The organism is Vibrio sp. Vb1018 (genome assembly GCF_033338775.1).
Lineage (GTDB): Bacteria > Pseudomonadota > Gammaproteobacteria > Enterobacterales > Vibrionaceae > Vibrio > Vibrio alginolyticus.
The window spans coordinates 262985-277549 of record NZ_JAWOTI010000001.1 but is presented as its reverse complement, the minus strand read 5'-3'; the positions used below and the strand labels follow the sequence as shown (position 1 = coordinate 277549).

Sequence of the window (14565 nt, the reverse complement as noted above, 5' to 3'; positions counted from 1 at the left end):
AATCATGAAGCTAAAACCATTGGCGTTTTCGCTGCTTATTGCTTGTACCCCTGCGGCACAGGCTGCAGAGTGGGATTATCCCGCAACGGACTCTGTGGTAACGAATGAAGCGCAAGCGAAAACTTATCTAGATAGCCACTACTCAGAAGCGGGCGAGTTTAAGTTCCGTTACAAAACCCAGTCTCAGCTTGGTGAGCATTACAATTTTGATGTTTGGGTAAACGGTGAATATCAAGCACAGCGCACCCTAGTAGTAACAACCGATAAAAATCATCACGTTGTGCGAGTGTTTAAGAGCCTTGAAGATACGATCATTCGCAACGGTAAACCAACGGTTGCAATGGAATTGGAATCGCCTCGCCAACTGCAAGCACAAGAGCCACCTGCTTTGAGCTCTGGAAGTCTGGTTAATGTTGAGGTTTCTTTATTCAACCCAGATCTTCGCACCATGCAACAGCAAGCGGCACCAGAATCGACGTGGTCAGCACTGTCTGATTACCCTCAGCCGATCGAGTACGTCACCAAGTCGATTGAGGTTTTACAGTCCGGCGGTAAGTTCTATTTGTCTAACCCAAGATTGAAGCAAGTGGATGCGACGGGCTTATTTGCAGCCCCAACACCTGGTGAAGCGCCTGTACTCGATACGTTGGACTTTCTCAGCGCAGAAGGGGTTCAAGCATTTGACAGTGTTGATGAGATGCAAAGCACCGAGTTTGGTGACAATGCGTTCCCACAGTTGATGGCTTTTTATCATCTTGATAGCTCGATCCAATATCTGACAAGCCTGACTTACGACTTGTTTGACGAACCGCTTCGTTTTGACGCTCGCGGTTTATCAAAAGATAACTCTACTTACTATTACGGTCCGAAAGCACTCATGCTGGGTGTCGGTGGTGTTTCTCCGGATGCAGTCGATGCTGATGTCGTGATACACGAGCTTGGGCATGGCATTCACTACCAAATCGTACCGGATTGGGCGTACGGTCACACTGGTGCTATCGCAGAGGGTTTTGCTGATTACTGGGCGGGCAGCGCGAGCTACCGCATTCAATATTTGGATGCTTCGCGTCGTGGTCAAGAATTCGAGTTAGATACGGTGTTCAACTGGGACGGTGTGTTCGGAACACGCAAAACAACTCGTAGCTTATGGAACCAAAGAGCACGTTACTTCGAGAGCTCAGAGTACCCAGCGCACGTCAGTGTGGGCGGTGAACTAGGTGACGAGCTATGGTCAACGCCGCTGTTTCAAGCGCTTAAAGCATCGGTTGAACGATACGGTGATGATACCGATAGGGTGTTCCGCGAGTTTGACGCCATTGTTCTTGAAGGCATGTACGGCATTGGTCGTGGCGTGAAAATGCATGATCTGGCGGAGTCGACCGTGTTTGCCGCAAACACCTTGTTCCCAAATAAAGACTACGCCCAATTCCTGACGGACAGCTTCAACAGACACAACTTACTTAAAGCGCCTCTTCGTGTTCGCTATGACGCTCGATACATCGCACAAGGTCAAGACGTTGGTTTGAGCCTGAGCCAAACTGGCCGTGAAGCGAGCATCAAAGGGCAATGGCAGCTAAACAACGCATCTGTTTTCGACTTTGATGAAACGCTTTCTGACTCGACCTCAATGAAGGTGGCGTTACCAAGCGGTCTAACATGTGGCACGCAATTCGATTCCTCTATTTCATTGGATTATCAATTTTCTGAAGGCCTAAAGACTCACCAGTGGAGTGAAAAGGTGATGCTGGTTAATGGTACGCCAGAGCTCGATATCCAGCCTCAACCAGTGAACTCCGCTTTGCCGGAACAGGGCGACAGACTGTTCTCTCAGACGCTATCGGACAAGTCACGCACGATTGATGATTCGTTTGCGGTTTACCTGAACATCGAACATGACTCACTGCAAGATCTGCAAGTGACGCTTGTGTCTCCACAAGGCAAATCGGTCGTGCTACTTAGCCATCAATCAAGCAATACCAAAGGATTTAAAGGTTACTTCACCGCTCAGTATGACGAGGAGTTACAAGCACTTGTCGGGCAACCGAGTTGGGGTACTTGGCGTCTCGAAGTGTCTGACCGCGTGTCAGGGAACTCTGGGGTGTTGAAAGAGTGGGGTGTGAGTCACTTTGCTCATTATCAGTGTAGTGCTGATACCACTAAAGAAAGCAGTGGCGGTGGTTCAGGTGGCAGTGGTTCGCCTTGGACCTTGTTAGGACTTTTCCTGCTTTCAATGGTGAGAGTGATTCGCTCTCGTTAATTAAAATCAAAAGAAGATAAAATCTATGAAGTTTCAATATTCTTTCGTTGCTATGTCACTAGCCCTTGCTGGCTGTGGCGGAGGTTCTGGTGGTGACACGTCGGCACCGACCTATGATGTAGCTGGCACCATCGTTTCTGCAGGTACACTTCTTGATACGCCAGTATGTATCGATTTAAACCAAAACTACGTTTGTGATTCCACTGAACCGAGTGCTAAAACGGATAATGCCGGTAAATTTAGCCTGACTTCAAGCGACAAAAACGTACTAACCAGTACCATTCTTGCTCAAGTTGATCAAGGTTCAAACCAAACGTTGCGTCTTGCGGCTCCGGGTCAAAATTTAGCAACGGGTAACACGGTCAATGGTGTAACAACGTTGCTCGCGGGTCTTGTAATTGACGGTAAAACCGTTGCTCAAGCTGAAGAGATTGTGAAAGCGCAACTCGCCGATGCCGGCGTTTCTCTTTCTGGTACGGTGATGTCTAACGCAGAAGCTAGCGAGCTAGACAAGCTAGAGCAAAACACGGTTGTGCTATTAGCTGCGATGCAACCAAAGCAAATGATCAAAGGCGTAGCGCTGCTTGCTCAAAATCTTAGCTTCCAAGGTAAATCGTTGGCCTCTGATCTTCTGTCTGAAGCGGAAGTAAGTGCATTTGCTGAAGAAATTGTAGCGGTTGCTGAACAAACGGTTGGTAGTAACGATACGGGCGCCGTTCTTTATTTTGCTGAAGGAGCAGCAGACGTAGTAGAGGTTCAAGCGTCTTACCCTGGTCAAGATGCGGAATACGGCTTCGACAAAGAGGACAAGCAAACGTCGACAGGCGCTGGCTTTAAGTTCGTTAAGCTAGATTCACAAGGTGCAGCTTTAGCTGCAGATGCGACTGAGTGGGCTTGTACTATGGACGAGCGTACTGGTCTTGTTTGGGAAAATAAGAGTGCGGATGCGAGCTCGGTTCAATTTAAAGATCGCCTATTTGCGTTTGAGTCTGAAACATTTAAGCCATTTAGCAAAGATGTAGAGCTTGCAGGTTGTAAAGACGCTGGTGATGAAGTTTGTACCACTAGCCAATATGTTGAGTACATAAACAAACAATCGCTATGTGGAATCACTGGTTGGCGCTTGCCTACTTACCGTGAAACATATGACTTATTAGACTTTGGTGAACAAACACTGTTCGCTCCGAACGAGGAATATGCGCCACACAACGTGTATGGTTTCAATGTTAAATACTTCCCACAGCAAACGATAGGCAGTCCTTATTTAGAGTATGGTGCGTTTTGGCATAGCGACTTTACGTTTGTGAATACATCATCACAGCTCGTTGATGCTGAGGTTTATTTTCCTGCAATTATCTCTCGGGGCGTAGATAGAGGCACTATTTCACTCGTCGATATTCGCTCAAGCAACACAAGTGCAGATGCCGATGACTCATACCAATTCCCAATCCGTCTAGTAGCAGTAAAGGGCCAATAAGATGAAGAAATTAATAACTGTACTATCTCTTGCTTTGGCTTCTCAAACTGCAATGGCTGCACAAGAGTGTTCTACTGACTTTGCTAAAACGGCACCTAACACGCGTTATACATATTCTGAAAACGGTACCGTAACTGACTTAAAAACAGGTCTTACATGGATGCGCTGTCCAGTTGGTATGACATGGAATGTAGGAAATCAAGAATGCCAGGGGACGCGATCTACAATGTCATGGCAACTCGCTCTCTCCACAGCCAAACAAATTCGTAATAAGGACGGCAACCATCCTCTTCACAATTTTGCTGACAAAAAAAATTGGCGACTAGCAAATATCAAAGAGCTGGTATCTCTAACTGAGCGAGCTTGCCACAGCCCAGCCATAAATAGTACAGGGTTTGCTAGCGGCTATAGTCTGACAGATGGAGATGATGTTCTAGGGCGTTATGTCTGGAGCAACACACCTAATGGCGACGGTAAGCATGTTGCAACTTTTGATACGACTAATGGTGAGGTTTTCAATAGAGATCCGTTAAACTCAAGTTTCAAAAGTTCTCTCTTGTTAGTGACAGATGAATAATAATTATTACGTTAATAAGGGTTGATAGCTTTGCCTTTATAAGAAGCTCCGCCAGTGCGGAGCTTTTTCTTTTCTGACCTTTGGAGCTTATCGTGTTGAGCAGAGTATTTAAACTTGGAACTGCTTAAGCTGATGTTTTTGGTTTTCTGCTAAACCAGACAACTCTTGCGCTGCCGCGGCTGATTGAGTGATCCCAGTGACGTTCTGGCTCACTAGTTCATAGATGTTCGTTAAGTTGTTGTTGATATCAGCCGTGACCTGTTTCTGCTCTTCTGATGCGGTCGCAACTTGAGTGTTGATTGAGTTCAGATCGGCGATAGCATTACTGATATTAGCAAGTGATTGGCTAACTTCTTGTGTCAGAGCTTGGTTGTCTGACAACATGGCTAAGCTGGAATGCATACTTTCATTTGCGTGACCAGATTGTTGCTGTAGCTCTTCTATAATGGTTTGGATCTCTTTGGTGGACTCCTGAGTTCGCGCTGCCAGCATACGTACTTCATCGGCCACTACCGCAAAGCCTCTGCCACTTTCGCCCGCTCGTGCAGCTTCAATCGCTGCATTCAGTGCAAGTAGATTCGTTTGCTCAGAAATACCTTCAATCACTTCGATCACGCGACCAATGTGTTCTGATTGATCTTTTAGCGAAGTTACGACGGCAGCGGCTTCGTTAAGTTGTTCCGCCATCTTTTCACTTGCGCGAGTGCTTTCCCCAAACATGCTTATACTTTGTGAGGTTAACGTACGTGCTTGATTTGATGCACTATCGGCTTCTTGTGCATTGGTCGATACTTCAGCTGCGGTCGACTCTAGCTGATTGATCGCCGAGGCGACTTGCTCAACTTCTTGCTTTTCTTGATCCGAGTTGACGCTGCTTTGAGTCATAACAGTTGCTAACTCGGTTGATGCTGATGCCACATCTTCACTAATGCGAACCAATGCGCTTACAGTTTCACGCAGTTTTTCTATGGTCTGGTTTACATCTCGAGCCAGCTGAGACACTTCGTTTTTCCCGATGGCTTCGGCCTTAACTAGTAGGTTTCCCTTCGCGACTTCCTGCATCGTTACTTGAAGGTTACGAATCGGCGCAACGATGTAGCTGGCGAGTACCCAACTAATAAGTGAAGCGGCACTCAAGATCACCGCAAGCGAGACGGCGCTGTAAGTTAGCGTGGTTGAATGTTGTTCGCCATTCGTTTCGACTTCATCGGTGACGATTTGATTCAATTGTTTAGACAGTTTGTCGATGGCGTTGATCATCGCTTCGCCAGCTAATCGATACTCAGCCATTGCAGATTCGTACTTTTGATTGAAATCAGAGGTGGTGTAATCAGAAGAGTGTTTAGTGGTGAGCAGAGGTGTCATGGTAACGCGAGTGAAATCAACATAGTGATTCATGGCCTTACGCATAGCATTGACTTCATTTTGAACGCCAGGGAGATTGTCGATGGAGTTAAGAAAATCGCGGTTTTTGTTTTGTCGCTCAGAAAGCTCTTGGTTGAGAGACTGAACATCTTCGGCTCTAAATAGACTATAAATGGCTTTGATGCGCATGGCGTAAGTGTTGTCTACGATGCCGCTAAGTTCCTCTTTGTGAATGATTAGCTTATGGGTGGAAGCCGAAACCTTATTGAATGCTTGATCGAGTTTACCGATTCCGACACTCAGTCCAATGATGAGTAATATAACTGTGAATAGAACAGGCAGAAAAACCTGAAGTTTAATAGAAAGCGTACTAAGAAATTGACGCATGAGATTGACCCTCTATCGGTTTGATTATTATCTTTTTTATAAATAAGCATTTCGATTTTAATTGTTACATTCGCTAAATCAATGAGTTACTCATATCTAATTGTTATGAAATGTACCAAAATCGATGGGGTTATCATCTTGAACATGAGGCAACTTATAAAAACGTTACGTTCAAATTGAGAGAGGGATAAGTCGCGGAATTAATAGTTAGAAATGACAACGTGTCATAGAGGGTTCAACTAAGTGAAACACAACTGTCATATTCAAATTCTAAAGTGAGCACCGTTCAAGTGAAACACAACGGCAATAAAGCCACTTAAGGAAATTGTGATGAAAAAGACAGTAATCGGTGCAATCGCACTTCTAGGCGCAATGGCAGTGACTCCTGTTTCTGCTAAAGAAACTATCTCTGCAGTGGGTTCTAGCAGCGTAACTCCACTGATGGAAGTTTTCTCTGAAACGTACATGAAGAAGAACCCTAACGTATTTATCGAAGTTCAAGGTCCTGGTTCTTCAGCTGGTGTAAAAGCAGCGAAAAATGGTTCAGCAGACCTTGGTATGTCTTCTCGTAATCTAAAAGACTCTGAAAAAGAATCAACACTAATCGAAGAAGTGGTTGCTCGTGATGGTATCGCAGTGGTTGTTAACCCACAAAACAAACTGCCAGGTCTAACAGCCGAGCAAGTGACTGCAATCTACAAAGGCGAAGTATCAAACTGGAAAGAAGTCGGTGGTGCAGACAAGCCAATCGTAGCCATTACTCGTGACACGGCTTCTGGTACTCGTGGCGCATTTGAAGACATCATGTCTCTAAAAATGAAGATTTCTGGTAAGAAAGTATCAGCTATCTCTCAACGTGCTCAAGTTGCAAACGGTAACGGCGCACTGAAAACAATGGTTGCATCTAACCCATACGCAATCGGCTACATTTCTCTTGGTACTGTAGACAACACTGTTAATGCGCTAGCAATCGACGGCGTTGATGCAACGGTAGCTAACGTTAAAAACGGTTCTTACAAAGTAGCGCGTCCATTCCTTGTTCTTTACAAAGAAGGCAAGCCATCAACAGAAACGCAAAAATTCCTAGACTGGATGCTAACTGACGAAGCGCAAGCGCTAGTTGACCAAAAAGGTTACATCTCAGTTAACTAATCCCATCGGGACTCTAAAGTTTGCTCAGCCCAACGTTTCGGGCTGAGCCTTTTCTATCCATTGTGTTCAACGGCATTGCCCAGAACCGTGAGATTTTTAAATGACCATCGCAACAAATAGTGAAAAGCTTATGAATACTGACGCTAGAGCTATCAGCAAGTCAGGCCTACGCGAGAAGCGTCGTGTAGACTGGAAAGAGCGCATCTTCCACGGCTTGTTCCTAACGAGTGCCGTAATCGGCATTGTTTCATTAGCCGTTATTGCATACTTCATCGTTCGAGAGAGTATTCCGGCATTCCAAGAAGCAGGCGTATCGGGCATTGTCTTAGGACAAAACTGGTTACCACCTGCGCTTTACGGTGTCGCCACCATGATTGTGGCATCTATCGTATCGACGGCTGGTGCTGTCATTGTTGGGGTTCCAATTGGTGTTCTGACCGCCATTTTTATCGCTGAAATCGCACCAAAGCGATTAGCAGACATTATCCGTCCAGCGGTTGAGCTGCTAGCCGGTATTCCTTCAGTGGTCTACGGTTTCTTCGGTCTGGTTATTATCGTTCCATTGATTCAGAAGGTATTTGATGTACCTGCAGGTAACACTATCTTGGCCGGTATTATTGTTCTTGGTGTGATGATTCTACCAACAGTAATTACGGTATCTGAAACGTCTATCCGCGCTGTCCCTCGTACTTATAAAGAAGGTTCTTTGGCACTGGGCGCATCGAAAATCTACACCATCTTTAAGTTGCTCGTTCCAGCGGCTCGCTCAGGCATCATGACAGGTGTGATACTGGGTATCGGTCGTGCGTTGGGTGAGACCATGGCGATTATCATGGTTATGGGTAATGCGCCGGCAATGCCAGAAGGCATCCTTGATTCGGCTCGTACACTAACTGCAAACATCGCTATTGAAATGTCTTACGCAAGTGGTGTTCACGCGAACGCACTTTACGCTACAGGTGTAGTACTTCTGGTCTTCATCATGTCGTTGAACGCTGTACTACTGTACCTAAACCGAGAAAAAGCGAAGTAATCGCTCGTTAAAGGTGACTATTATGGATCGCGCAAAACTAAAAAAAGCACGCCAGTTCAAAGATAATGTCTTTAACGCATTTGTCTGGATCTCGGCAGCACTAACGGTAGGTTTCTTGTTCTGGATTATCTGGTACATCCTATCAAACGGTCTACAACACGTAGATTGGAACTTCATTACTGATAATTATACGCGCACAGGTGAAGAGCACGGTATCTTCCCAATGATTGTGGCGACCATTTACATGGTTATCGCTTCTATCGCAGTGGCAGCGCCACTCGGTATCATGACGGCAATCTACTTGACCGAATACGCGAAAGTGGGCAGTCGTTTGGTGAAAATCATCCGATTCTGTACCGAGTCATTGGCGGGTATCCCGTCGATCATTTTCGGCCTGTTTGGTATGACTTTCTTCGTGGCGATTCTTGGCCTTGGCTTCTCGATTCTATCGGGTGCATTGACGCTAAGTATCCTAATCCTGCCAGTTATCATCCGTACGACGGAAGAAGCGCTGATGGCAGTACCACAAACGTACCGTGAAGGCTCTTATGGCCTCGGTGCTTCTAAGATTTACACTATCTGGCGTTTGATTCTTCCGAGCGCAATGCCAGGTATCTTAACCTCGGTCATTCTAAGTATTGGTCGTGTCATTGGTGAGTCTGCTCCAGTATTCCTGACAGCAGGTATGGTTGCACGTATTCCGGATTCTTTATTGGATTCAGGTCGTACGCTAACCGTTCACCTATACAAACTGACTACCGAACTGTTTACCGTTGAAGAATGGAATCAGGCTTACGGTACGGCAACAGTGCTTATCGTAGTTGTTCTCTTGATCAACATGGTAACGAAACTGATTGCTAGACGTTTTAACACCGCAACTTACTAACAACACTAATTAAGAACGCACGTTAAAAGACACGAATTCAAGAATTAAGAGATTAAGACAATGAACAAATTTGATATTGAAAACCTAGACCTATTCTACGGTGACAACCAAGCACTGAAATCGATCAACTTACCAATTCCAGTTCGCCAAGTAACTGCACTTATCGGCCCGTCAGGTTGCGGAAAATCAACGCTTCTACGCTGTTTGAACCGAATGAATGATCTAATCGAAGGCGTGAAAATTACAGGTAAATTGGCGATGGACGGCGAAGATATTTACGGCAACATTGATGTTGCTGACCTTCGCATCAAAGTCGGCATGGTATTCCAAAAGCCAAACCCATTCCCGATGAGCATTTACGAGAACGTGGCTTACGGCTTACGTGCTCAAGGTATCAAAGACAAAAAGACAATTGATGAAGTGGTAGAGCGTTCGCTGCGCGGTGCTGCACTTTGGGATGAGGTGAAAGATCGCCTTAAATCACACGCATTCGGTCTTTCTGGTGGTCAGCAGCAACGTTTATGTATTGCACGTACAATCGCGATGGAGCCGGATGTGATTCTGATGGATGAGCCAACGTCGGCACTTGACCCAATTGCGACACACAAAATCGAAGAACTGATGGAAGAGCTAAAGAAGAACTACACCATCGTTATCGTGACTCACTCAATGCAACAGGCGCGTCGTATCTCTGACCGCACTGCGTTTTTCCTAATGGGTGAACTGGTTGAGCACAACGATACGCAAGTGATCTTTAGCAACCCTCAAGACGACCGTACTCAAGGCTACGTAAATGGTGATTTCGGTTAATCCACCGTATTTACAAGCATAACTAAATAACTATAAGCGATGGTAACTTTGCCCCTCTTGATGAGGGGCCTTTTTCTTTTTAAGTCGTAGGCTTAAAACATCTACCAACACAAAAATCTTGTAAATGAGTACAACTTTCCTCCCCAGTTTATAAAGCATGTAACTTATGTGAAACATGGCTTTAAAAGTGCTGAAGAGCTCTCGAATGTAACACTAAGTCTGATAATTTTGCGAATGACTTAACAGCTCAAATTTGAACGTATTGATTGCATATCATGGCCTAAGTAGTTTTTTATCGAGGATAAAAAAGTAGATTAGGTTGGTAGGGTGAGTTTAAGAAGTTTTACAAGAAAAGTGTCTTCAACGAGGGATCATCGGTTGCTAGCGGAGGCAATCTTTGATCATTTAGAGAGTCTGTTCTCCCCTCAAGCCCTCGCTATTTTTGAAGATCCTTCAATTAACCCTCGTCATTCGATGAGCTTCTCTCGCGGAGAGCTTTACCCAACCCAAAACTATCCTGAGACATTCTGGGAGTGGGCAAGTCAGTTTGACACCTCTGAAAGCATCATACCTCTGGCGATCAACACTTGTAACTGGAATCACACCCGAGATTTAGGCGGTGATAGTTACATCATGATGCTCGACAACACGCCTATCAAACGTACCTACCTACTGATTCAATCTGTACATGCTCGCACGGCACATAATATCTATGAAGAAAGTTACGACGCAATGCAACTCGCAGCGGCGCGTTGGCAATGTATTCGTGCTGAAAAAAATGCCTCGAAAGAGATCAGGCACAGAGATATTCGTGAAGCGCAATATGTTGATGAGATTAGCCAACGCGAGCGCTTTATCGAAAATATGAAGTTAGTTCAGCAAGTTGCACTCGAAATCTCTAATCCTGATTCTTTAAAGGACTTGTACTACAAAGCCGTCGAAGCGTTACGTGAACGACTTGGGTTTGATCGCTCTACACTGATGCTTCTCGATATGAAAAAGCGCAGCTTCAGTGGTACATACGGCACGGATGAGTCAGGAATTACGATTGATGAATTTCACACACAATACGATTTACACCAACTTAGCGAGGAGTATATCACCGCGTTATCTAGCCTTGAGAGCAACTTAGTGATTGTAGAAGACGCGCCAATATACACAGCAGGCAAGGTCATCGGGCAGGGCTGGAATGCGATGTTGATTTTACGCGATGGCAATGAACCGTTTGGGTGGTTCGCGCTAGATAACTTTATTCATCGTAAGCCGATAACGGCATATCAAAAACAGATGTTGGACTCGTTTGGTTCACTCTTCTCTCAAATTTACATTCGTAAGCGCCAAGAACAAAACGTACGCATGTTGCATTCAAGCATGGTTGAGTTATCACGTTGCACTACTGTCAGTGGAGTATGCAAATCGGCCGTCACTTTCGCCATTAAAAATCTTGGTATTGATCGAATGGCGGTGTTTTTAACTGATGAAAATTGCTCTTACATGCAAGGAACGTGGGGTACCGATATTCAAGGTAATGTGGTGGATGAATCTTACTTCTTTGGCGAAACCCAAGATTTCTCTCTTATAAATCTGGCTCGCTCAATGCCAAACGAAGTCGCATTTGAAGAATCAGTGCCTATTTATCATGACTGTAATATTGTTGGCTTTGGTTGGGCTGCGATGACGGTATTGACTTCAAATAGCAGTGGTCCTATCGCCTTTATCGCTGTTGATAATTTGCTGACACGTGCGCCGTTAACTTCTCAGTTACGTGAAGTGATTCGTATGTTCGCGTCCAGCTTAGCTGAAGTATTGCAACGTACTCAAGCTCAAGAGGCGATTCGCGAATTAAACGAAAACTTAGAGCTGGAGGTTCAGAACCGAACAAAAGAGTTGGAGGAAGCCAATCGACAGCTTGAGGTACTTTCTAAGCTCGATCCTTTGACGCGTCTTGGTAATCGCCGCATGTTAGAACATGTGATGCAAAAATATTGTGCCCTAGAGTGTGAAGACGACATGTCGTTTGGCCTGATCCTGATTGATATTGACCATTTTGGCTTATTCAATAATCACTATGGTCATCTCGAAGGCGATATCGCATTGATGCGAATTGGCTATATCTTGGATCATCATACCAAAGGTGAAGATGAAGTTTTTTGCCGTATCGGAGGTGAGGAGTTTGCATTGCTCATGATTGGTTCTGAGCAAGAGGAGGTTCGACTGAGAGCAGAGTGCATTCGTCAGTGCATCGAGGGCGAAGGGATAAAGCATCGACATAACCCAGAAGGGGAGTTACTCACCGTTTCAGTCGGTTACTCCTGTTATAAAGCGAAAGGCAAAGACTTTAATTTCGACCATTTATATCAGTTGTCGGATAAGGCACTCTATCAAGCGAAGAATCATGGGCGAAATTGTGTAAGGCGATACGAATACGAGCCCCAAGTGTTTGTTGAGTGAGTGATGTTCATAAGAGCAACTTGATAGGGAAGGGGGCGGCGGTTGGTGCTCTAGATAAAACCGCTAAAGCAAATTTGGCCGGATAAGAGAATGGGCAGCTCATGAGAGCTGCCATTGTTATCTAGTTATTTATAGCTTTTCGAGCTGGTGGTCGGTTTTTGTTACGTTTGCTTTGCCAAGGTTTTGAATTTTCGCTAGCAGCGAATCAGGGTTCCAAGGTTGTTGGTTAGCACTAAAATACGCTTGATTCATGGCATTAAGCTCTTGCTTAATTGCTTGTATGTCGCCAGGGTTTAGCCTGTCTTGATGAGTGGTTAAATACTCATTTACAGAGCGTTCAATTTTCGCAGCATCGCCCTCTTCGATGACTTTTTTTAGCGCGTCGATGCAAAGTGGTTGTTCAGTATTTGAAACCGTTCCACTCGCTGTTATTGACCGCTTTTTCCATGCCCAAATAGCGATTCCCAATGTCATTATCCAAAGCCCTAAGAAAACAAAGGTTAATATTCGCCAGAGACTGTTTACATCGCCGCTTGATTCAGGACTAGGGGCTGACACTAAAGGCGCTGAAAGAGGCGATTCCGGCAACGTGATTAGCCCAGTGTCATTTTTCTCTACGTCTAATGTTAGCTCTGGTAACGTTGTTTTCTTCGCTTCATCATTTTGACTGTCCCACCAGTTCAAGTCGTATCCTGGTAAGGTATATTTCCCGGCCTCTGTAGGAATAATGACTTGCTTCACCGTCATGGTAACGGTGCCATCTCTCGCGCTATCGAACTTAGGTTGTTCGGGATACACGCGCAGTGAACTCGGGTAACTAATATTGACTCGTGGCAGATATTCGGCTTGTGTACCGCGAGCCTTAACTTGAATGGTTCGAGTGAGTGAAGAGCCTTGTTTTACTGTGTTGATCGCGTTAGTCGACAGTAGATTACCTTGATCGTCTTGCCAGCTCTGTGTCATTTCTAACGCTGAAGCAGGAAGCCATTCACCTTTAAATTCGCTCGGAATCGGTTTGACCGTGATTGGCATGCGTTCCGCTTTGGTGTTGATAGGCATTATTTTGGTTGAGCCCGTCAAGCTGTCGCCATAAATATAAGAACCGGTCAGTTTAGGACCTATCAAGGTATAAGTGCCTGGTTGATTGGCCGTTAAGCGAAACGACTGCTCTATGATCGCTACTTCTAACCCATTTAAGATCTTCTGTCTTTGTTGTAAGCCACCCAGTGCCTCAAGCTTCATGCCTTTAATCTGCGGAGGTACTATTTGCGGGTTATCTAGGCGTCGAGTGTCCGCTTTAATTAGAAGTTGTATACGTAATGTTGCAGATTGCTGAGGGTAGAGCGTACTGTTGTCGACCGTAATATTGAAGCTAAATAGATCATCAAGATTGGGGTCTGTTTGGCTCGCGTTGACACGCAGTTTGATCGGCTCCGTTCTCATACCATCAGCGGAAAAACTTGGAATAGTCAGAACACCTTCTTTCATTGGTGCAATTGAGATACTCCACTCGGTACGCACTGATTTTCTTCCGTTAATGTTATTGCTAGAGCGGCCATAACGAGGTTGACCCAAGAAGAAGTCTTTCTCTAGAACACTGAAGTCGATTGAGTCTGAGCTGAGCTCAGTATCTGAAATGATTCTGAGGTTAATCACTTCATTCTTGGCTACTTGTGTTTTATTCACACTAGCTTGAAGTGTCTGTGCCATCACCGAGAAACTGGATATTAGGCTGGCCACAAAAATAAAGACCAGTTTTACGCCTTTGTTCATCACAGGCTTACCACTCCTTTTGAGATTGTTGTGGAGGTTGTTTTTGTTGCGCTTGAAGTTGCATTTGCGCACGGATCAAAAAGCTTGGGTCGCGAGCACTTTCTACTGCTTCTAGTCGACGGAACTCAGGATCATCCTGATGCATTTTTTCGGGATGCGCTTTAGCCTGTATTGGTTCACCTTGATCCTTCACTTGCTTGTCATCTCGTTGCGGTTGATGTTGTTCCGTTTTTTGTTTTTCTTTTTTATTTTCAGAATCTTGCTGATTTTGTGACTGTTGTCCTTGCGCTTCTTTCCCTTCGTTTTGAGACTTTTGTTGCTGTTGCTGTTGCTGTTGCTGTTGCTGTTGCTGTTGCTGTTGCTGTTGCTGTTGCTGTTGCTGTTGCTGTTGCTGTTG

10 protein-coding genes and 1 pseudogene are annotated in these 14565 nt (G+C 45.1%); 8 read left to right on the top strand and 3 right to left on the bottom strand.

Annotation, left to right across the window (positions count from 1 at the left end; translation table 11 throughout):
• Positions 1-4: 4 nt before the first annotated feature.
• Genes R7Z10_RS01125 through R7Z10_RS01115 form a run of 3 tightly spaced genes read left to right on the top strand, consistent with a single transcriptional unit; the run spans position 5 to position 4311 of the window.
• On the top strand, positions 5-2257 hold the full coding sequence (locus tag R7Z10_RS01125; protein ID WP_262630063.1) for a proprotein convertase P-domain-containing protein: 2253 nt from the start codon (positions 5-7) through the stop codon (positions 2255-2257).
• Positions 2258-2282: 25 nt separating this feature from the next.
• On the top strand, positions 2283-3734 hold the full coding sequence (locus R7Z10_RS01120; RefSeq protein WP_318103699.1) for a DUF1566 domain-containing protein: 1452 nt from the start codon (positions 2283-2285) through the stop codon (positions 3732-3734).
• 1 nt (position 3735) lies between these two features.
• Entirely contained in the window at positions 3736-4311 is a 576-nt protein-coding gene (locus R7Z10_RS01115; RefSeq protein ID WP_213968266.1) for a DUF1566 domain-containing protein, read from the top strand.
• A 108-nt stretch (positions 4312-4419) separates the two neighbouring features.
• On the opposite strand, the gene R7Z10_RS01110 is transcribed toward R7Z10_RS01115, so the two are convergent.
• Positions 4420-6063 carry a methyl-accepting chemotaxis protein gene (locus R7Z10_RS01110; protein WP_005375152.1) on the bottom strand — a complete coding sequence of 548 codons (1644 nt, stop codon included), beginning with the start codon at positions 6061-6063 and terminating at the stop codon, positions 4420-4422.
• Positions 6064-6393: 330 nt separating this feature from the next.
• On the opposite strand from R7Z10_RS01110, the gene R7Z10_RS01105 reads away from it, so the two are divergent.
• From R7Z10_RS01105 to R7Z10_RS01085, 5 genes are all read left to right on the top strand, one after another.
• Positions 6394-7215, top strand: coding sequence for a phosphate ABC transporter substrate-binding protein (locus R7Z10_RS01105; RefSeq protein ID WP_005375153.1), 822 nt, complete (start codon positions 6394-6396; stop codon positions 7213-7215).
• A gap of 100 nt (positions 7216-7315) precedes the next feature.
• Positions 7316-8248: a phosphate ABC transporter permease subunit PstC gene (gene pstC, locus R7Z10_RS01100; RefSeq protein ID WP_005375154.1), complete on the top strand. Its 933-nt coding sequence runs from the start codon at positions 7316-7318 to the stop codon at positions 8246-8248.
• A gap of 22 nt (positions 8249-8270) precedes the next feature.
• The gene (gene pstA, locus R7Z10_RS01095; RefSeq protein ID WP_005383923.1) at positions 8271-9134 is read left to right on the top strand and encodes a phosphate ABC transporter permease PstA; all 864 of its coding nucleotides are present in this window, start codon (positions 8271-8273) and stop codon (positions 9132-9134) included.
• Between the two features lie 60 nt (positions 9135-9194).
• A complete protein-coding gene (gene pstB / locus R7Z10_RS01090; protein ID WP_005375156.1) occupies positions 9195-9944 on the top strand; it encodes a phosphate ABC transporter ATP-binding protein PstB in 750 nt (249 codons plus the stop codon).
• A gap of 327 nt (positions 9945-10271) precedes the next feature.
• Positions 10272-12395, top strand: coding sequence for a GGDEF domain-containing protein (locus R7Z10_RS01085; RefSeq protein WP_025768552.1), 2124 nt, complete (start codon positions 10272-10274; stop codon positions 12393-12395).
• A gap of 129 nt (positions 12396-12524) precedes the next feature.
• Here the strand turns inward: R7Z10_RS01085 and R7Z10_RS01080 are convergent, their stop codons facing one another.
• Positions 12525-14171, bottom strand: coding sequence for a BatD family protein (locus R7Z10_RS01080; protein ID WP_318103696.1), 1647 nt, complete (start codon positions 14169-14171; stop codon positions 12525-12527).
• Positions 14172-14175: 4 nt separating this feature from the next.
• Positions 14176-14565: pseudogene (locus R7Z10_RS01075) on the bottom strand (hypothetical protein); the annotation flags it as partial.